Below are 20,479 nucleotides of genomic sequence, written 5' to 3'. Positions count from 1 at the left end.
CGGTAGAAGAAGCTCTCATGGAGATGTATCTCGCTGGAGTTTCTGTTCGGAGAGTCGAGGATATCACCGAGAGCCTCTGGGGAACGAAGGTTTCTCCTTCAACGATCAGCAAACTCAACCAGAAAGTTTTTGTTCAGATTGACGAATGGAGAATCCGTCCGCTTACCGATGAATATCCTTACGTTTACTTGGACGGACTTTACTTGAAGAAGTCCTGGGGCGGAGAAGTTCGTAACGTAGCGATTCTTGTAGCCATAGGAGTCAATTCAGAAGGATTTCGAGAAGTTCTCGGTTCCATGGAAGGAGCCAGAGAAGACAAAGAGAGTTGGCAAGCCTTTCTGAAGCATTTAAAGGACCGGGGACTCAGAGGAGTGGACTTAATCATCTCAGACAAATGTTTAGGCTTAGTGGAATCGATTCCTCATTTCTTTCCTGAATCTCAATGGCAGAGATGTATTGTCCATTTTTACAGGAATGTATTTGGAAAGGCTCCAAGAAGTTCCTTTAAAGTGATTTCACAAATGTTGAAAGCGATTCATTCTCAGGAAAACAAAGAAGAAGCTTTGAAGAAAGCCAGCTCTGTGACTGAACGTTTGACGGAAATGAAATTGAAGGAAGCGGCTAAAGTCATTTCCGATGGTATCGCCGAAACTCTCTCCTATATGGATTTTCCTTCCGAGCATTGGAGAAAAATTCGAACTAACAATCCTTTAGAAAGAATCATCAAAGAGATCAAGAGAAGAACAAAGGTCGTAGGAGCTTTCCCTGATGGGAAGTCTGCTCTCATGTTAGCTACCGCTCGTCTCAGGCACGTTGCATCAACTAAATGGGGAACTAAAAAGTATGTTGACATGGAGAAATTAAAAGAGTTAAAAACTTTAAAGCTCATGGCTTGATCGTGTGAGGAGAGCTCTTCTCAAGTTCTCATTTGTGCGAAACTTTAAGGACACTATCTAAAGTTCGAATGTAAGTCCTTGCCGGATCGGTTTACTTTGTCGGAAGAAATGAAAATCAAGTGTATTCCAAGGTTGTAAATAAGGAAGAATTCTATTTTATGAAATTCGAACCCTTTGTGTGAGTTCCTACAAATTACAAGTAATTTGAATTCTTTTGGAGATTCTGAATTGTTCTGTATTATCCAACGAAAGTATGAGTTCCTACTTTTCCGTTTTTCGGAGCGCACTGATATGAATTCGGATTTTGAATCAGGTCGAATTCAAAAAGAAATTTTGCTTAGAAAATTCTTCTCCCAAAAATAATTCCGAAAGAAGAATTTTAAGAATCCTATTTTTTTGGAAACGTTTTCTTATAGAGCTCCAAAGAATCCAAAACGATTTGTCTGGCTAGTTTTGCATTTTGGAATTCTTCTATGACGACGGTCTTTTTTTCGAGCTTTTTATAATCTTCAAAGAAATGTTTTAATTCCAATGTGAAATGAGGCGGGAGCTCCGAGATATCGTTGATATGATTGACGGACATATCGTTTGCCGCAACGGCGATGATCTTGTCGTCCTCTTCTCCGGAATCCAACATCCGCATCACTCCGATCACTTTCGCTTTTACCAGGCAGAGAGGTTCCAATTCAACCTGAGAAAGAACCAAAATGTCCAGAGGATCGTGATCTCCGCAATAAGATTGAGGAATGAATCCGTAGTTCGCAGGATAATAAAAAGAAGAATACAAGACCCGATCTAATTTTAGAATTCCATATTCCTTATCTACTTCGTATTTCGCCCTGCTTCCGCGTTTGATTTCAATAATTCCGTTCACAAATTCCGGAATCTCTTCTCCCGGAGAAATATCATGCCAAGGGTGTACCATTACTGAAAGCTATTTAACGGTTTTAAGGAAGGCAAGTGTAAAATGCCCAACTTTTTAGTTTCGTTTTTTCAAAATAAAGAATCAAAAGTTACAAAATGAGGAATCAACCTCTTAGAAACCGGAAAATTCTCAGTTGATTCTGCTTGAATCCAAAAAACCAAGAATCTCTGGTCGGAAGTCCGGAGTTCCTAAAAAACAAATTGGAGCTTTTTCTTATAAAAAAGGAAATTTTGGTAAATAAATTTTCTGCCAGGCGTTGTCTTGAATGAGGACAATTTTATGCGAAAACTAACTCTTCTTACAACAACGTTCTTCGCTTTCCTAGTTCACTGCGCTCAAGCAGACAAAATGCAATTGGACGCCTCAAAGGGTCTGGGAACGGTCATCCAAGTAGTGGCCACAGAAGTCGTAAACGCTCCAATGAGCACGCAACAGAGTTCCGGATCTACATCCGGAGGAACAAGCGGTTCGAGCGGCTTCAATTTTGGAGGAAACGTTTCCGGTTTAGTCAACGGAAGTCTTACTTTGACAAACGGAAGCGATACTGTTACCGTTCTTCCTTCTTCTCCGGGAATCACGGGGGGAGCCGGGACCTACCAATTCTCCGCCAAATTAAACAACGGAGCGGGCTACAACGTTTCTATCACCGGATTTCCGACCAATCTTTCTTGCAATCTATACAACAATTCGGGGACCGCTTCCGGAAATATTACCAATATCGATATCTACTGTTTTTCCGTAGTTCTCACTTCTTCTCTTACTGTAGTCGAAGGTACGACCAATTCTTCCACGAATTTCACTCTAAACCTCTCTCATCCTCCGGGTCCAAACCCTTCGAGCACCGTTTCGGTTACGTATCCAAATTTTCCCACAAATTTGAGCGTAAATTCCTCCTTACCGACCACTTTAGGAACCACAACCGTGAACCGAATCGTCAGTGGAACGAATGAGACTGGAACCGCCGATTTCGCCGATGAAAGCGAAGTCATTACCGCGAGAGTATCTCAATCCATCGGAAGTGCGACCAACATATCAACGACTTCTAATATTACAATTTCTGATAATGATAAAAGAATGTATATGGTAAACGCCGGGAACGGAGGAACCGGAAATTTTGGAGGAAAGGCCGGGGCCGATACTCTTTGCTCTTCCAATAAACCGGGCGGAGTTTCAGGAACTGTGATTGCGCTCTTGGGAACTTCTACAAGAAAACCCCTTCCCACGCCAAGCAGCGACTGGCCCTTAAAACCGCTTTATACTTATTATAGAACCGACAACACAACGATCATAGCGTCGTCTAACAGCGCTTCGATTCTTCCATTCTCATGGACGAATAAGGTGAGTTCCAACCCCGGAACCACGGCTGCATTTGCTTGCCAAATTGGAAGCAACGCTTGCGGATATATCACGGGAATGGACAACACGTGGACGGTTCTCCTCGCTCAGAATTGTTCCAACTGGACGAGTTCAAGTGCGTCCGTGGACGGAATGACCGGTTGGGCGGGAAGCATCACTTCCGCAGCGATCGATTACTTTGCTTCCACCTGCGACGCGTTAGGTTCTTCCGCAAACGTTATTTGCGTTGAGCAGTAAATCAAAAAAGCATGAATCTTCGGTTCAAAACCGACGGTGAAAGAAATTCTTCTTAAGCTTTCGGTTTCCAGCTCCAGGTAACGGCCAATAACCCGAGCGCTATCAAAGTAGCGCCGATGATCAAATACAAGGATTGTTCCCAGTGAAATCCTTCTTGTTTGCTCATCCAACCCACCGCTTTCGAAAGACTTGTTCTTCCAAGATAGCCGAATAAACCGATAAAACCCGCCGCAGTTCCGACCGCTTTTTTCGAAGTAAAGTCAAGCCCCGCAACTCCTAAAAGCATAACGGGCGGATAGATAAAAAAGCCGACCACACCGAATAACGTTAGATCGAGCCAAAGATGACCCGGAGGAGTAAAGAGCAACCCCGTTAAAGCGAATAAGATGGGCACCATACAAAGAAAACTAACCATTCCCCTTTTGCCCCCGAGTTTATCCGAACCCCAACCCACGAGCAGCGTGGAGCCGATTCCCGCAAATTCATATATCAAAGTGCTCACCCCGCCTTTTTCCAAAGTAGCGCCCTTTGCAAACTTTAGATAAGTAGGTCCGATGTCCGTCAGACTATAACGAACAACGTAGACGAAAAAGTTGGCGAAAGCAAACGTCCAAATATAATAATTTTTGAATACAGATTGAACGATGATTTCTCTAAAACTAAGTTCTCTTTCCTGATCGGCCACGGGAATTCTTAAGTCTTTCTCGGGATCCTCTTGGTATTCCTCAATCGACGGAAGGCCAACGGATTGCGGAGTATCCACCAAACGAAAAAGAAGATAAACCGCGGTCAAAATCGCAATCGAAGCGGGAATATAAAATGCATTTCTCCAACCCCACCATGATGCGCTGTAAGCCGCGACCACTCCGACCAAACCGCCGCCTACGTTATGCGCGATGTTCCAGATCGCAAACTTCGATCCTCTCTCCGAAACTCCGAACCAATGACCCAAAGATCTTCCGCAGGGAGGCCATCCCATCCCCTGAACGAATCCGTTCAAAGCCCAAAGATAAAAATGAGTTTCATAGCTGCTGGACGCCCCGAAAAACAAATTACAGACCGCGGTCAAAATTAAACCAAGAGGCATGAAGAATCTGGGGCTGCTTCTATCGGATAGAGCTCCCATAATAAATTTACCGATCCCATAGGTTATCGCAGTCACGGCGAGAATATTCGTAATCTGTTCTTGGCTATAGTGAAGCGCTTCTCCCATTTCCTTGGAAACGACGGGAAAGTTATTCCGAACTAAATAAAAAACCGCATAACCGACAAAAGTTGCTTCTAAGATTCTCCAACGAAAGCGGGGATATTTTTTTTCAATCACTTCGGGAGGTAAGAGGGGTTTTGGGTGAGCCGGTAAAATCCAGCGGAATAACGAAATCATTAGGCCACGATCTTAAAAAACCAAGGTCGCTTTACAAGATCATTTTCTATCGAAAAACGAAACCTTAACTCTGAAACAATGAAAAAACTCTCCATCTACTCATTCGTTTTTATCCAAGAATTCTTAAAAAATGAATATGAGATCGGCAGAAGAATTTTGAAAGGGTTACTTCACAATTTTTCAAGGCTTTGACTACGTACAAAGGGTTACTCAATCCAAAAATCAAATTCCCTTTCCGATTCTAAGAATCTAATAAAACCATCTTGGAAATCTCAAAAATAAAATCGTCGGAATAAAATTAGGGTTCCCGTTTTGAAAGGAAAACTATATCTTTTTATAACTCACTATTTATGGTTAAATTTCCATCGAAATCTGCCCCGGTCCGAGTTTCCCTTTTTTATCTCATACTAGCTTCTGCTTGGATTTTTTTCTCAGACAAATTTATCGGCCTTCTTTCATTCGATCCATTCATTCTTACCACATTGCAAACCTACAAGGGTTGGGGTTTTGTCGGAATCACGACGCTGCTCTTATTTATCATTCTCAACCGCTATTTCATTCTCCTTAAAAAAGAATCGGATGAACAGAAGGTGGCTGAAACCGCGCTCCTTGAATCGGAACGAAGATTTCGCGTGACTTTAGAGAACATCAATCTGATCAGCTTAGGATTGGATTCAGAAGGAAACATTACGTTTTGCAACGATTATCTTCTCAATCTGACGGGTTGGAAAAGGGAAGAACTCATCGGAAATAATTGGTTCGATTATTTTTTACTTCCGGAAGAAAGAGAACAAGTGCTGTCGATTTTTAAGGAAGCGATTCGAACAAATTCTCTTCCGCTTCATTACGAAAACTATCTCAGAACAAGAAACGGTGAAAAAAAATTGATCCAGTGGGATAATACGATCCTCCAGGACATGAACAATCAGATTATCGGAACGATCAGCATCGGGACCGATATCACAGATCGCAAACGTGCAGAATCAGATCGACTCGAACTGGAGAGACGTTTGTTGCACGCACAAAAATTAGAAAGCCTAGGAGTATTGGCCGGAGGAATCGCTCACGATTTCAACAATCTCCTCGGCGGAATTTTCGGATATATCGATCTCGCGCGTGAAAAAGCGGAAACCGGAGAACCAAATATCAGATATCTCGATAAGGCGATTACCGTTTTTAATCGAGCCAAGGATCTCACTCAACAACTTTTGACGTTTGCAAAAGGCGGTAAACCGATCAGAAAAACTGGATCTTTAGCGCCGATTATAAACGACTGTGTTCTATTTTCTTTGAGCGGCTCGAACGTATCCTGTCACTTTGAAATAGAAGAGAATCTTGGACTTTGCGATTTCGACGAGAATCAAATTCATCAAGTTGTGGAAAATATAATCATCAACTCAGTGCAATCAATGCCTCTCGGAGGAACGATCCACGTTTCGGCAAAGAATATGTATCTCGGTAAATACAATTCGGTTCGACTGAAGGAAGGAAACTACATTCAGATTTCCGTTCAGGACAGCGGGATCGGAATTCCAAAAGATTTACTCCCGAGGATTTTTGAACCTTTCTTTACTACCAAACAAAAAGGCACTGGGCTCGGACTCGCCACATCTTATTCCATCGTTCAAAAGCACGACGGTGGAATCGAAGTAAAATCGGAGTTAGGCGTGGGCAGCACGTTCAATATTTATTTGCCGGTTTCTCAAAACGATCTCAAGACAATTGTTCCTAAGGAAACGAACCATCATACCGGACTTGGAAAAATTCTCATTATGGACGATGAGGATTTTATCATCGAAATCTTCTCGGAAATGCTGGAAAAAATGGGATATCAGATAGTTTCCGCAAAGAATGGAAGCGACGCGATCCAACTTTTTAAAGAAGCTAAAAATTCTTCTGCCCCGTTCGATATTTTAATTTTTGATCTTACGATTCCCGGCGGCATGGGCGGTGAGAAGGCGATCTCCGAAATCAGAAAATTGGATCCGAAAGTGATTGCGATCGCGTCCAGCGGTTACTCGGAAGACCCGGTTATCTCTTCACCGAAAGAATACGGTTTTTCCGCAAGTCTTCGTAAACCGTTTCGTAAAAACGATCTCGCCGAACTTTTGGAAAAACTTCTCAGCGGCAAAACTCACTATACGTTCTAAGTCGTTTAAAACGAAACGTCCCTTTCTAGATTCAATTTCATCGAACTTTCTTTTTGATTTGCAATTTACGAAAGTAAGAATTTTATTTTTCGATCATGATAGAATTCAATCCGCATATCATAAAAAAATTAAAATTTAAGAACGGATACAAAGTTTTTATATTCGATTCCAAAGGGGTGGTTTTCCCCGAACCGACTGACGGTATTCGATTTATCGATCGCGGTTCGGAAGCGGATGGAATTCTTTTTTTTGCAGATTCGGTATCCACTCTAAATTCTTCGTTTTTAAAAATCAGAAAACTTCTGAAAGACGATACGATATTTTGGGCGGCTTATCCGAAAAAAAGTTCGAGTATCAAAACGGATTTGGAAAGAGATCACGGCTGGGATTTACTTTCGAAAAACGAATACGAAGGCGTCGCATTGATATCGTTAAACGAAACTTGGTCCGCAATGAGATTCAAAAAAAAGGATAAAGTAAAAAAAGGAGGTTCAAAAGCGGAAAAACAAAAAAGACCTGAGCTCACGAAATATATAGACTATAAAAAGAAAGTAGTTCGACTTCCGGAAGACGTTCTCAAACTTTTTTCCAAAACGAAAAAGGCAAAACAATCCTTCGAAGATCTTCCTTGGTCGCATCAAAGGGAACATATCGAATCCATCTTAGAAGCCAAAACTTCCGAAACAAGGACTAAGCGAATTTTAAAATTGATGGATCACTTAAATCCAAAGAAGCTGAAATAAATTTCCTATGAGTAAGATACGAAAAAGAAATCTTAAAATCAAAACTTGATTCTTACCAAGGATAAAAATCCAAAATCGCTCCGTCCGAAATTTCAGCTAGTTCGCTCGGATGAAGCGCAATTCCGTCAGAACTCAGTCCGGCTCGAATATCTCCGCTTCCGTTAAACGGCTTCGCGTTCAGTCCCGTTCTCTCCGCGGTTTCAAAGAATACGGGAAAGTATTCCGGCAGGGAATTCTTCTTTTTTCTTTTTCCAAAAAAAGGATATCTCAGAGGTTTGAAAATTTCCATTCCCAAATAAGAGCGTATATAAGGATCTAAAAAGATTCTCGCGCAAACCTGAACGCTGAATGGATTTCCGGGAAGACCGAACACGACCGTATTTTCCTTTTTTCCAAACCATATCGGCTTCCCTGGTTTTAATAAAACTTTATGAAATATTTTTTTGACTCCGAGTTTTTCCAGAAGAGGCGGTATCAAATCCATGCTCCCCATAGAGACGCCGCCGGATAACAATAGAATATCCGACTTTAAACCTTCGCGCAGGGCTTCCATAATTTTCGATTCCTCGTCCGGAACCAAGACGACCGATTTCGGCCTGATCTTAAATCGATCCAAAATCGCAATCAAAGAATAAGAATTAGAATCCCGGATCTGATACGGAAGTGGTGAAGATCCGACCGGAACAACTTCGTTTCCAGTGGATACCACGGAAACTTTCGGAGGAGACTTTACGGAAACAACGTCCACACCTAAGGAAGCCAACAAGGATATTTCGGACATTCCGATTTTAACACCCGCTCGGATCACAAGTTCTCCCTTTTTTAAATCTTCCCCTTGAACGGCTATATTCATAAAATGGAATACTTTTTCGGATTTGAATCTTACTTGCAGGTTCGAATTCTCGTTGGCGATTTCTTGACTATCTTCGACTTTGATCACTGCGTCGAGACCTTCCGGAACGGCCGCTCCCGTCATGATCTTAACGATTTCTTCATTCGGATCCAATTCGGACTTCATCCCGGCAGAAATTTCCTTCTTACAATGATAAGTTTTCGATGAATCGTATTCGGAGCTTTTGATCGCATAACCGTCCATCGTTGAACGGTGAAAAGGCGGATAATCCCGATCCGCATATACGTCCTTCGCGAGAATTCTTCCTAAACTCTCCTCGAGACGAACGTCTTCAGGATTTGCCCCGGAAACTTCCGCGAGAATTTTCTCAAGCGCCTCCTCGATCGAAATCAATGTCCTTCCCCTCTCATCATCTTCTTTGCGTGAAAGATCGCTGGAAAAATCGCCTTGAGGCTTTCTCTTGCGCCGTTAGAACTTCCAGGCACACAAACGATTAACGTTTTCTTAATTCTTCCGGCTAAAGAACGGGAAAGCATCGCGTAAGGAGTTCTATCTTGTCCGAACGAACGCATCGCCTCGGAGATTCCGGGAATTTCCTGATCCAAAAGTTTTCGAATCGTGTCGGTCGTGTTGTCCCTCGGTCCCAAACCGGTTCCTCCGGTGGTTACGATTAGATCGATTCCCGAAGAGACCCATTCTTCCACTTTCTTGCGGATCTCATCCGGCTCGTCCGGAACAATGATATATTCATGAATTAGAACATTCGATTCTTTTAATATAATTTCGATTATTTTACCGGAACCGTCCTCGCGTTTACCCGCAAACGCGGAGTCCGAACAAACCAAAATCGCAGCTTTCGAACCTTCCGCAAACTTGGAGAATTTGGTTTCACTTTTTCCTCCCTTCTTTTCCAATAAACGAATTGATGAAATTTCGAGTTCTTTGTCGATCGGCTTTAGCAGATCGTAGATCGTCAAGGCGGCGACGCTGAGTCCGGTCAATACTTCCATTTCTATGCCGGTCTTTCCGATCGATTTTGCCGTCGCCGTAATTTTAACGCCCTTTTCCTCAAGTTCAAAGGAGAGATCAAAAAAGTCGATAGGAACCGGATGACAATGAGGAATGAGATCGGAAGTTTTTTTGGAAGCGAGAAGCCCGCTCGCCTTTGCGATTCCGAAAAGGTCCCCTTTAGGAAGAGTATTCTCTCTAATTCTTTTTAACGTTTCAGGCGCACAATATACGAACCCTTCCGCCACCGCTGAGCGGAGGCTGGTCCTTTTTTCGGTAATGTCGATCATTCTTTTGTCCTAACTGAGCGAATACGGACGGTGGATAAGCGATCGAAGGGAATCCATTTCGGAATAGAAATGGACTATATTTCCTATGATCAATAGAGCCGGAGATCGCACTTCTTTTTCTTTTGCGATCCATTGAATATCACCCAAGGTCCCGGTGATCATTCTTTGAGATTCTAAGGTTGCATTTTCTATGATTGCAACCGGAACCGTTTCCGAATTTCCGCAAGAGATCAAATCATCCACAATCTCTTCTAAAGAATTCAAACCCATATAAACTACGAGAGTTTTTCCTTCACAGGAAAGATTTTTAAAACTCTCGGAATTTTTTCCATTCTTTCCGTGACCGGATAAATATAAAATTTCTTTGGAATAATCTCGATGAGTAAGAGGAAATCCGAGATTCGCGACCGCACCCGAAGCCGTCGTAATTCCAGCCACGATCTCACATTCGATTCCAAGCGTTAAAAGTGATTCCACTTCTTCGCCTACCCTTCCAAAGACGGAAGGATCTCCGCCTTTCAAGCGCACTACGACTTGGTATTGAAGCGCCATATCCGCGATTTTACGATTGATTTCGGCTTGTTGACAACTGTGTTGTCCCAGTCGTTTTCCAACGTAGATCAGTTCCGTTTTCTTACGGCACATTCTCAATATCCGTGAGGCGACGAGATCGTCGTAGAGGACGACTTCGGCCTTTCGAAGAATCTTTACGGCCTTTCTTGTAAGCAGTTCCGGATCTCCGGGACCGGCGCCGACGAGATATACTTTTCCGTAATTAGGATTCACTTTGAAGTTCCGGCTTCGGATAAATCCGCAGGAGTATTATAATTTAAGAATATACTTGAACGATCACTCCCGACTTCGAAAGCCGTTCCATTTGAACGTTCGAGCGTTTTTTTCGGAGAAGAATCAAAACCGGGATCGTTCATCTTTCGAGCGACTTCGTTTAACAATTCGGAAGTGTAGATCGCCGGAAAAGGTTCGATGTTTCCTTCAGTCACACAAAAATAACTTTTCGCTCTGAAAGCAGCGCCGTACATCTTCAAAAGTTCGGAAAATACCCAAGGATCGGAAGAAGGCATATCACAGGCCAAAACCAAAAAATCCTCGTCCGGATACCGATCGTGTGCGGAAAGAATACCGGAGATCGGTCCGATATTTTCAAAACGATCCTCCACAAATTCGATATTCGAAATTACTTTTATATAATCGGATTTTTGCTCCTCTCGAATCGAGATCAAACATCCTTCGGTAAACGGCGACAACGTCCGAATTCTTTCTTCGACCCAAAGTTTTCCCCCGATTGAGAGCAGACCTTTGTCGTTCCCCATTCTTCTGGAATTTCCTCCGCACAAAACGAGTCCCTTCGGTTTTCGATTCGTCATCGGTTCACCTTCAATGGCGTATAACGTTCATGACCCGCCGCTCCGGCCGAACATCCGGCGCAGTTCAGGGTCCATTCCGAAGTTTGATCGGAATAGAATTCCTTTTTCCAGATCGGAACCTCGTGTTTCACACGATCGATGATATAACGATTCGCCTCGTAGGCTTCCTTGCGATGAGAGGACGCGGTGATCACACAGACGGAGGATTCTTCCGGATAAACCGTTCCGGTCCTATGCACGCAGATCGCCTTTTTTAAATGAAAGGCTTGGGTCGCTTCTTCTAATATTTTTGCGATCATAGGCTCGGCCATCGGCGCGTAAGCCTCGTAAAACAAATGAGTTACTTGTTTGTTTGAATTCGAGTTATCCCTGGGTTCTCCGCTGAACAATACGACCGCTCCGCAGGAAGGATCGTGTCCTTGAGAAAGTATCTTGTTTAGGTCGATCGGTTCTTCTTGAAGATACATTTCAGCCTCCGCTCAAAGGAGGAAGAATCAAAACGGTTTCTCCCTCGGCTACGATCCGATCGGCTCCGACCATCTTATCTTGAACCGCCCAAAGAGATACTTCGAGAATTTGACTCGTTTCCGGTTTTTTCTTTCTCATCTCCTCCACGACGTCCAAAACACGAACGGGAGATTCTAAATTTAATACGAAGTCGGGCTGAAAGTGGTCTTTTAAAATTCCGAATGTTTTTACCGTAACTTCCATCTTCAGCCTCCGATCGCCATCATCGTAAGATCGCTTCCCTTAAAACGAACGTCCTGTTTCTGACGCAAGGCAAGGATAAGAATCTGCTCCATATCGATTCCTTGTTCCCTAAGTTTCGGTAAAGGAAAACCCGTCGACGAACTCAGACAACCGTAAAGACTTCCCTTACTGTCCAAACGAAGACGATCACAATCGCTGCAGAAAGGGGCTGATTCGTTCGCGATGATTCCGAAAGAATTTCCGTTTTCCGTATTCCAATAATTTGCGGTGGAAGAAACCTTTCTCGTCTGCGGCGTAAGAACTCCGTAAACTTCCTCAACACGATCTAAGATTTCCTTTTGAGAAAAGATTGGAATCGTATCGGAATTTTGTAAATAGCCCATCTTCATCAGCTCCAGAAATCGGGGAAGAATTCCCTTATTCCAAGAATATTCAAGAATTGGAATGATCTGATCTTCATTTTTTCCACGCACCAAAGTAGAATTGATTCTTACTTTAAGTCCCGAATCGACCGCCGCATCGATTCCCTTTAACGTTTGTCTGAAAACGGAACGCCGACTCATAGTCCGAAAAGTTTCCGAAGTCACCGCATCCAGAGAAACGTTGATCGAATCCAAACCCGCTTCTTTCAGATCCGATGCTTGTTTGGAAAGAATCGAACCGTTCGTCGTCAGAGAAATTTGCGGGATTCCTAAATTCTTCAATTCCCTAACGAGAACTTTTAACCGGGGATAAAGGGTCGGTTCTCCTCCGGTAAGTCTTACTTTTTTTAAACCTAATAAACGATGAAGATCATAAACGATACCAATCCATTCATCCACTTCCAGGTAGGATTTTTTTTGCGTTAAACGGATATCCTCGTCCACACAATAAGTACAGGCAAAATTGCAACGATCAAGAAGACTGATTCTTAGAGTTTGAAAACTCCTTCCAAAACCGTCGCGTATCATACCGCATACCTCTTAACTCATTCTTTCGCTACCGAAGAAGAATCCACTGCGAGATAAACGGTTCCTCCTTCCACTTTTACCGGATAGGTTCGAACCGAATAAGAATCTCCAGAAATACATTCCCCCGTTTTTAGGGAGAACGATCTTTTGTGCAAGGGACAAGCGACCTTAGGTTCTCCTTTCGAGTCCCCGGTAAGTCCTCTCGATAAGACCATATCTCCCGTGTGCGGGCAGCGATTCTCACAAGCATACCACTTATCTCCTTGTTGGAAATGAAAAATTGCGATTTGTTCGTTACCAACTTTAGCGCACGTTCCCCCGTCCTGCGAGAATTCGGAGACCGGAGCGATTTCGATCCAAATTTTTTCCTCAAAAGCCGTTTCCATAAAACTCCATCCTCCTCTATCAAACCGATATTTCTTCTTTGATCCAATCGACGGGACGAATCTGCCCGCGTTCTTCGATAAACTGAATATTGCTATCGGGTTGATCGCTGTTTACAAAGTGTTTGAATTTCTTTTGTTTTTCGGGATCGTCGACGACCGCCTTCCATTCGCAGTGATAACTATCCACGAGCGTTTGCATCTCCGCTTCGAGTTGTTCGTTGATTCCGAGACGATCGTTGATGATGACGTCTTTGAGATAATCGATTCCGCCTTCGAGTTGTTTCAACCAAGCAGCGGTCCGGGTCAACTTGTCCGCAGTCCGAATGTAAAACATTAAGAATCGATCGATGTACTTGATACAAGTGTCCTCGTCTATGTCGGCGGCTAACAAGAGCGCGTGTTGCGGAGTTACTCCGCCGTTGCCTCCGACATAAAGATTCCATCCTTTTTCGGTTGCGATGATTCCGAAATCTTTGCTCTGGGCCTCGGCACATTCTCGGATACAACCTGAAACTGCCGCTTTCAATTTATGAGGAGAACGAATTCCGCGATAACGTTCTTCGATGCGAATTGCAAAGGACGTACTATCCTGCACTCCGTATCTGCACCAAGTCGAACCGACACAACTCTTCACGGTCCTCATAGCTTTCCCGTACGCGTGTCCGCTTTCGAAACCTGCGTCGACGAGATCGCCCCATATATCGGGAAGGTCTTCCATTCTAGCGCCTAGAAGATCGATTCTTTGTCCGCCTGTGATCTTACAATAGAGATTGAATTTTTTAGCGACTGCTCCGATGACGATGAGTTTTTCCGGAGTAATTTCGCCGCCTGGGATTCGGGGAACAACGGAATAGGTTCCTCCTCTTTGAATGTTGGCTAAGAATTTATCGTTTGTATCTTGAATCTCTCTGTGCTTTTTATGCACGATCGTTTCGTTCCATAAACTCGCGAGAATGGAAGCCACTGCCGGCTTACAAGTTTCACAACCCATTCCTTTTCCGCTTTCGGATAAAACGTCGTCGAAGGTTTTCAATTTTTTGACTTTGATTACTTGAAAGAGTTCTTGTCTTGAAAATGCAAAGTGCTCGCAGAGATGTTCAGTAACAACTTTACCGAGCGCCTTCAATTCTCCCTTGAGAAGAGAATTAACTTGCGGAATACAACCTCCGCAACCGGTTCCGGCTTTTGTACATTCCTTCAAGGAACCCATCTCAAAACACTCTTGATTTCGAATCGCGCTAACGATGTCCCCCTTGGAAACGTTATTACAGGAGCAAATCTTCGCTTCATCCGGCAGAGAGCCGGCGCCAAACGCCGATTCGGCGGAGACCGATCCGACGATGAGGCTTTCCGGTTCGGCGGGAAGTTCGATTTTGTTGAGATAGAGCGCGAGAAGATTGCCGTAAGCGCTTACGTCTCCGACAAGAATTCCGCCGAGAAGGGTTTTTCCGTCTTCGGATACGACCAACTTTTTATAAATTCCGGTAAGCGGATTTTTAAACGCGATGGGAATATGTTTTGATTGTCCAAGGGCGTCTCCGAAGGAAGCGACGTCCACTCCGATGAGTTTCAATTTTGTCGAAAGATCCGAACCGAAGTATTGTTTATAAGAATTTTCCGTATTACACAGATTATGCGCTACGATCTCAGCCATCTCGTAACCCGGAGCGACAAGACCGTAGATCATACCGTTGTGAAGCGCACATTCTCCGATGGAATAAATACCGGGAACATTCGTTTCCAAAAAATCATTCACGAGAATCCCGCCTCTTTCACCTAACGCGATTCCGGAAGATTTCGCGAGTTCGTCTCTCGGTCTGATCCCCGCAGAAATGACGAGCATTTCCGTTTCCAAAACAGATCCGTCTTGAAATTCCAAACCTGCAATGGAATAATCACCAAACGCACGTTTGGTGCTTTTTTCCAGATGGATCAAAACGCCCAATTCTTCTATTTTTGATTTAAGAATCGAAGAAGCCGCTTCATCCAGCTGACGGGGCATCAAACGAGAAGCGAATTCGACTACATCCGTTTTCAGATTCATATCGACAAGAGCCTTTGCCGCTTCCAGACCGAGAAGGCCGCCTCCGAGCACGGTCGCTTTTCCGACTGATTTTCCGTATTCCAAAATCTGTTCTAAATCTTCGATCGTACGATATACAAAGACTCCTTTTTTATCGATACCTTCAAAGTTAGGAACGAACGGAGCGGAACCGGTCGCTAAAACGAGTTTATCAAAATCGTAAAAATCTCCGAAGGACGTTTCGATTTTTTTGGAAATGGTATCGATTCCTATTACCTTTTCTTTCAGGTGAAGATCGATATTGTTCTCCAAATACCAGTTCTCCTTGGAAAGATAAAGCGGCTCTACCGAACGATTGGCAAAGTATTCCGAAAGATGAACTCGATCGTAAGCGCGTCTCGGCTCTTCGCCAAATATTAGAATTTCATACTTTTCTTTTCCGTTGAATTCTATCAATTTTTCGGCGAGACGATGTCCCACCATCCCATTTCCAATAATAACTAATTTCTGTTTCGACATCTTTGTTTCTCCGGAGAATTTTCGATTAAGCGGATTCCATTCCCAAATCCGCTTCGTCCGAGGACTTACTCCATACGTAGAAATTCGTTCCGTACAGAACCGCAGCGGCGACAAGGACGATACAGGCGAGCGCTGTAAAACCGGCGGAATAACTTCCCCAAGCGGACTTTAAAGACCCGAGCAAGTTGGGAACCAAGAATCCGCCTAACCCGCCAAAGGCTCCCACAAAGCCGGTGATAATACCGATATCTTTTTTAAAACGGGAAGGCACCAATTGAAAAACAGAGCCGTTTCCCAATCCCAAACAAAGCATTAAAAGAACAAACAAAGGAAGAATGACGCCTAACGCGGGCAATGTGGAGATTCCAAAAAGGATAAGAGACGCGACAAGCAAAACGACGATTAAAACGGAAGCGCCTCCGAAACGATCGGAAAGATAACCGCCGAACGGACGGACCATACTCGCTCCAATGATACAATAAGTCGTATAAAGGCCGGTAGTAACTTTATCAGCGCCGTATTGATCGTAATAAAACATCGGAAGAAAACTTGCAAGTCCCACAAATCCTCCGAAGGTGATGCTATATAAAAAACTAAAAATCATAGCGTCGCCGGATTTAATCGGAGATAAATATTCAAGAATCGTTTTACCGGAAGGTTTGATCTCGTCCTCTTTTGCAAAAAAGAAAAAGAAGATAAAAACCAAACTCATCGGAATCAACGCAAATCCGAATGCTGCGTGCCAACCGAAACTACGGGCGATATCGGGTGCGAATAAAGTTGCAAGAACGGAACCGCTATTCCCCGCGCCGGCAATTCCCATTACTAAACCTTGATATTTAGCCGAATAACTTCGGCTGGCAAGAGGAAGTGCGACCGCAAAGCTGGAACCCGCAACGCCCAACAACAAACCGATCGCAAAAACTTCGGCCATCGTGTTTCCGAACTGCCAACCTAAGACCAAGGGAATCATCGTCACGAGCATCCCGATCAATGCCACTTTGCGAGAACCGAAACGGTCGGATAGTAAACCCATCGGAATTCGCAACAAAGTCCCGCCTAACAACGGTATGGAGACCATCAATCCCTTTTGCGCCGGATTCAATTTGAATTCCTCGGCAAGAAAAACGCCAAGGGCGGCTAAAAGCATCCAAACCATAAAACTAAAATCAAAATAGAGAAAAGAGCTAAGCAAGGTTGGAAAGTGACCAGCTGATAAAAATTCCTTAAACTTTTTCATTTATAATTTTCCTTCTAATATTCGAACTCGGACAGAGTTCCCTGTGATAACAGAGCAAAAAACGTACCAGATCTGAGTTTTATTTAGAATCGCTGTTTCAATGCAGTTTAAAGCAGCCAATCAATGGTTTTGCAGAGATCTTCTTCGTTTCTTTTTTAGTCTTGCTTTCAATTTTCAGATTAAATTGCATACGTTATTCGCTGTTTATAAAATGAGCATTCGGTAAATCCTATTGGACATTCTTAACATTCTTTCACACCTCGAGTGATAAGAATCTATTATTTCAGTCATGTTACAAAACCAGGGAGAAATCGAACGACATTTGTCCGGGGCTTTGCTCATCGACCTTGCCTTATCTTCTATTATAGCTTCATTCTTCCAAAAAAATGCAGCTAATAGAATTGGTATCATTCTTGCATAGGGTGGTTGTGAATCATTCAGAGACTTACTCCACAACATGTTCCTACTGCGGCGTTGGATGCGGAGTGCTTGTACATAAACAATCCGAGCGTGAATTAAAAATAGAGGGAGACCCGAGTCATCCCGCAAATCGTGGGATGCTTTGTTCCAAAGGAATGAACTTAAATTATTCCCTCTTGGATCGTTCGGATCGATTAAAATTTCCTATGATGAGAAACGATAAATTCTCACCGCAAATAAGAACAGATTGGGAATCGGCCCTCAATCGTGTTTCACAAGATTTTAAGAGAATCATCCAAGAACACGGTCCGGATTCGGTCGGCTTCTATGTTTCCGGCCAATTGTTAACCGAAGAATATTACGTCGTAAACAAACTTGCGAAAGGTTTTTTAGGAACCAATAATATAGATACGAACTCAAGACTTTGTATGAGTTCCGCAGTCGTCGGCTATAAGATGGCGCTCGGCGAAGACAGTGTTCCTATCAGTTACGAAGATATAGAGTTAGCGGATTGTTTTTTAGTCGCCGGCGCAAATCCGGCTTGGTGCCATCCGATTTTATTTCGCCGAATCGAAGCAAGAAAACAATCGGATCCAAACGTAAAACTTATCGTTGTAGATCCGAGAAGAACTGAAAGTTGCGAAGATGCGGATCTTCATCTTCAAATTCTTCCGGGAAGCGATATTCATCTTTTTCACGCAATTGCGAGAATCTTGATCGAACAAGACCGAGTCGATTCCGAATTTTTAAAAAATCACACAGAGGGCTTTGAAGAATTAAGACAAAAAGTTTTTTCGGCAAGCGTTCAGGAATACGCGAAATCTTGCGATATACCTTCCGAACAAATTTTCAAAGCCGCTGAAATGATCGGAAACTCCAAAGGACTTCTTTCTCTTTGGGCTATGGGACTAAATCAAAGCGTGATCGGAGTTAATAAAAATCTAGCGCTTCTCAACCTTTCTCTTCTCACGGGTCAAATCGGTAAACCGGGCGCCGGTCCGTTTTCGCTCACGGGACAACCGAACGCAATGGGCGGTCGAGAAGTCGGCGGTCTTTGCAATCTTCTTCCCGCACACAGAAACTTAGCCGATCCGCATCACAGAGCGGAAGTCGCCCGATTCTGGGGAGTGACTTCCATCCAAGAAAAACCCGGATACAGCGCTACTGAAATGTTCGAACGTCTTCGGAGCGGAAAGATGAAAGCGATTTGGATCATCTGCACAAATCCAACGGTAAGTCTCCCCGACGCCCGTCTTGTGGAATCAGGTCTTCGTTTAGCGGAGTTAGTCGTCGTTCAAGATATTTCCAAAGATTCTTCCGCGATTCCGTTTGCGGACGTGATTCTTCCAGCGGCCGGTTGGGCGGAGAAACAGGGCACGATGACAAACTCGGATAGAAGAATCACGTATCTTCCGAAAATCATTGAGCCGCCGGGTGAAGCAAAGGCGGATACTTGGATCCTCAATCAGTTCGCGATTAAGATGGGATTCGATTCTTCTTTCGCTTTCAAAGACGAAGGAGAAGTTTTTGCAGAGCATTGTCGCTTAACAAAAGATACGCACATCGATATCGCCGGACTCGACTATTCCATTCTACGAGAAAAAAGATCCGTGCAATGGCCGTTCCCAACGAAGGATCACGGCGGAACCGAACGTTTATTTACGGATCACAAGTTTTATAGACCGAACGGAAGAGCAAAAATTCACGCGGTCGATCCGGAGGATTCTTCCGAAAAAACAAACTCCGAATTTCCGTTGATCCTAACAACCGGAAGAATCAGAGACCAATGGCACACGATGACTCGTACCGGAAAAGTGCGAAAACTAAACGAACATAGACGAGAGCCGTTTTTGGAAATTCATCCTAACGACGCTAAATCAAGAAAAATAAAAGAAGGATCGATCGTAGAAGTAATTAACGGGAGAGGAAGAGTTCGTGTCAGAGCGTCAATCACGGAGGATATAAAGGAAGGCGTCGTTTTTCTTCCGATGCACTGGGGAAAAAAACTAGGACGAGACGATTCCCGCGCAAACAATCTTACGAGCGGCGCCTTTGATCCTTTTTCCAAACAACCCGGTTTTAAAATCTCCGCGGTCGAAGTTCTTCTCTATCAAAAGGAAAAAGAAAAAATTCTAATCATAGGCGGAGGCAATGGAACCCTCGCTTTTTTAAAACACTATCGCTCTTTAGACAACGAGAGTGAAATCACAGTCCTTTGCAAAGAAAAGAATCCGTTTTACAATCGTATTCTTCTTCCCGATTTGATCAGCGGCGAAAAAGAATTCGGCGATCTCATAGGCATTACCGAGGAAGAAATTCAATCTTGGAATTTCAAAATTTTTCCGGACACTGAAGTCTCCGAGATTCATCCCGAAGGTAAAGTGGTTAGAGACGTTCAGGGAAATTCATATTCTTATAACAAGCTGATCTTCGCCACCGGAAGTTCGCCTAACGTTCCCAAAACGATCAAAAAGGAAATGGAAGGAATCTTTTGTCTTCGCGCAAAGGAAGACGCGGAAAGAATCAAAGGGTTTTTTGTAAGAGATTCTCACGTTTTGATCGTTGGCGGCGGATTGCTCGGATTGGAAGTCGCGGCCGCTTTAAAATCTGTACAAGTCAGAGTGACCGTTTTGGTTCGCACAGACCGACTGATGTCCAAACAACTCGATCCGATCGCATCCGAAATTCTTAAAGAAGAAATCGAATCAAGAGGAATCGAAATCATATTCGAAGCGGAGATTACAAAAACAAAAGGAACTTCCAAAGTCCAAAACGTAAAGCTCAGCGACGGAAAAGTCATAGAACCGGACGGAATCGTCTTTGCGACCGGAACTTCTCCGAATCTTCAATTAGGAATCTCCTCGGGTCTCGAGTGCAAACAAGGAATTCTTGTAGATCCTTTTCTTAGAACCTCCGATCCGGACATCTATGCGATCGGCGAAGTTGCGGAACACTCTTCCGGTCTTTACGGAACGGTCGCCGCGACGGAAGATCAATCGAAGA

17 protein-coding genes are annotated in these 20,479 nt (G+C 43.6%); 5 read left to right on the top strand and 12 right to left on the bottom strand.

Annotated elements, in window-relative coordinates; translation table 11 throughout:
* Nucleotides 1-896: IS256 family transposase (locus CH376_RS20340; RefSeq protein ID WP_100788331.1), on the top strand; the 896-nt coding region annotated here is incomplete at its 5' end.
* 388 nt (nt 897-1,284) lie between these two features.
* Here the strand turns inward: CH376_RS20340 and CH376_RS20335 are convergent.
* Nucleotides 1,285-1,821 (bottom strand): inorganic diphosphatase, encoded by a 537-nt coding sequence (locus tag CH376_RS20335; RefSeq protein WP_100788329.1) that lies wholly within the window; start codon nt 1,819-1,821, stop codon nt 1,285-1,287.
* Nucleotides 1,822-2,100: 279 nt separating this feature from the next.
* Between CH376_RS20335 and CH376_RS20330 the strand changes: the two genes are divergently transcribed.
* A complete protein-coding gene (locus CH376_RS20330; protein WP_100788328.1) occupies nt 2,101-3,414 on the top strand; it encodes a DUF1554 domain-containing protein in 1,314 nt (437 codons plus the stop codon).
* 52 nt (nt 3,415-3,466) lie between these two features.
* Here CH376_RS20330 and CH376_RS20325 read toward each other — a convergent pair whose 3' ends face one another.
* Nucleotides 3,467-4,798: an MFS transporter gene (locus tag CH376_RS20325; protein ID WP_100788327.1), complete on the bottom strand. Its 1,332-nt coding sequence runs from the start codon at nt 4,796-4,798 to the stop codon at nt 3,467-3,469.
* 350 nt (nt 4,799-5,148) lie between these two features.
* Here CH376_RS20325 and CH376_RS20320 point away from each other — a divergent pair, with 350 nt between their 5' ends.
* Both CH376_RS20320 and CH376_RS20315 read left to right on the top strand, forming a co-directional pair.
* Nucleotides 5,149-6,948, top strand: a complete 1,800-nt coding sequence (locus CH376_RS20320; RefSeq protein WP_100788326.1) for a hybrid sensor histidine kinase/response regulator — start codon at nt 5,149-5,151, stop codon at nt 6,946-6,948.
* Between the two features lie 95 nt (nt 6,949-7,043).
* The gene (locus tag CH376_RS20315; RefSeq protein ID WP_100788325.1) at nt 7,044-7,691 is read left to right on the top strand and encodes a YdeI/OmpD-associated family protein; all 648 of its coding nucleotides are present in this window, start codon (nt 7,044-7,046) and stop codon (nt 7,689-7,691) included.
* Nucleotides 7,692-7,743: 52 nt separating this feature from the next.
* Here CH376_RS20315 and CH376_RS20310 read toward each other — a convergent pair whose 3' ends face one another.
* From CH376_RS20310 to CH376_RS20265, 10 genes are read right to left on the bottom strand one after another with little or no spacing between them, the layout of a single operon-like run.
* Nucleotides 7,744-8,937 carry a molybdopterin molybdotransferase MoeA gene (locus tag CH376_RS20310; protein WP_100788324.1) on the bottom strand — a complete coding sequence of 398 codons (1,194 nt, stop codon included), beginning with the start codon at nt 8,935-8,937 and terminating at the stop codon, nt 7,744-7,746.
* Complete coding sequence (moaCB, locus tag CH376_RS20305; protein WP_100788323.1) at nt 8,934-9,842, bottom strand: bifunctional molybdenum cofactor biosynthesis protein MoaC/MoaB; 909 nt, start codon at nt 9,840-9,842, stop codon at nt 8,934-8,936. The genes CH376_RS20310 and moaCB overlap by 4 nt, the downstream gene beginning before the upstream one ends.
* A gap of 9 nt (nt 9,843-9,851) precedes the next feature.
* Nucleotides 9,852-10,628: a uroporphyrinogen-III C-methyltransferase gene (gene cobA / locus CH376_RS20300; RefSeq protein WP_100788322.1), complete on the bottom strand. Its 777-nt coding sequence runs from the start codon at nt 10,626-10,628 to the stop codon at nt 9,852-9,854.
* The gene (gene mobA / locus CH376_RS20295) at nt 10,625-11,227 is read right to left on the bottom strand and encodes a molybdenum cofactor guanylyltransferase (RefSeq protein ID WP_100788321.1); all 603 of its coding nucleotides are present in this window, start codon (nt 11,225-11,227) and stop codon (nt 10,625-10,627) included. Before mobA ends, cobA begins: the two co-directional genes overlap by 4 nt.
* A complete protein-coding gene (locus tag CH376_RS20290) occupies nt 11,224-11,694 on the bottom strand; it encodes a molybdenum cofactor biosynthesis protein MoaE (RefSeq protein ID WP_100788320.1) in 471 nt (156 codons plus the stop codon). The genes mobA and CH376_RS20290 overlap by 4 nt, the downstream gene beginning before the upstream one ends.
* 1 nt (nt 11,695) lies before the next feature.
* The gene (locus CH376_RS20285; RefSeq protein ID WP_100788319.1) at nt 11,696-11,938 is read right to left on the bottom strand and encodes a MoaD/ThiS family protein; all 243 of its coding nucleotides are present in this window, start codon (nt 11,936-11,938) and stop codon (nt 11,696-11,698) included.
* Between the two features lie 2 nt (nt 11,939-11,940).
* Nucleotides 11,941-12,888: a GTP 3',8-cyclase MoaA gene (locus CH376_RS20280; protein ID WP_100788318.1), complete on the bottom strand. Its 948-nt coding sequence runs from the start codon at nt 12,886-12,888 to the stop codon at nt 11,941-11,943.
* A 17-nt stretch (nt 12,889-12,905) separates the two neighbouring features.
* Nucleotides 12,906-13,274: a nitrite reductase small subunit NirD gene (gene nirD, locus CH376_RS20275; RefSeq protein ID WP_100788317.1), complete on the bottom strand. Its 369-nt coding sequence runs from the start codon at nt 13,272-13,274 to the stop codon at nt 12,906-12,908.
* Nucleotides 13,275-13,293: 19 nt separating this feature from the next.
* Nucleotides 13,294-15,816 carry a nitrite reductase large subunit NirB gene (gene nirB / locus CH376_RS20270; RefSeq protein WP_100788316.1) on the bottom strand — a complete coding sequence of 841 codons (2,523 nt, stop codon included), beginning with the start codon at nt 15,814-15,816 and terminating at the stop codon, nt 13,294-13,296.
* 25 nt (nt 15,817-15,841) lie between these two features.
* On the bottom strand, nt 15,842-17,056 hold the full coding sequence (locus CH376_RS20265) for a nitrate/nitrite transporter (RefSeq protein ID WP_100788315.1): 1,215 nt from the start codon (nt 17,054-17,056) through the stop codon (nt 15,842-15,844).
* 386 nt (nt 17,057-17,442) lie between these two features.
* Here CH376_RS20265 and CH376_RS20260 point away from each other — a divergent pair.
* Nucleotides 17,443-20,479: molybdopterin-dependent oxidoreductase (locus CH376_RS20260; RefSeq protein WP_420843572.1), on the top strand; the 3,037-nt coding region annotated here is incomplete at its 3' end.

This window comes from Leptospira adleri (assembly GCF_002811985.1).
Taxonomy (GTDB): domain Bacteria; phylum Spirochaetota; class Leptospiria; order Leptospirales; family Leptospiraceae; genus Leptospira; species Leptospira adleri.
This window is presented reverse-complemented; position numbering and strand designations above follow the sequence as displayed.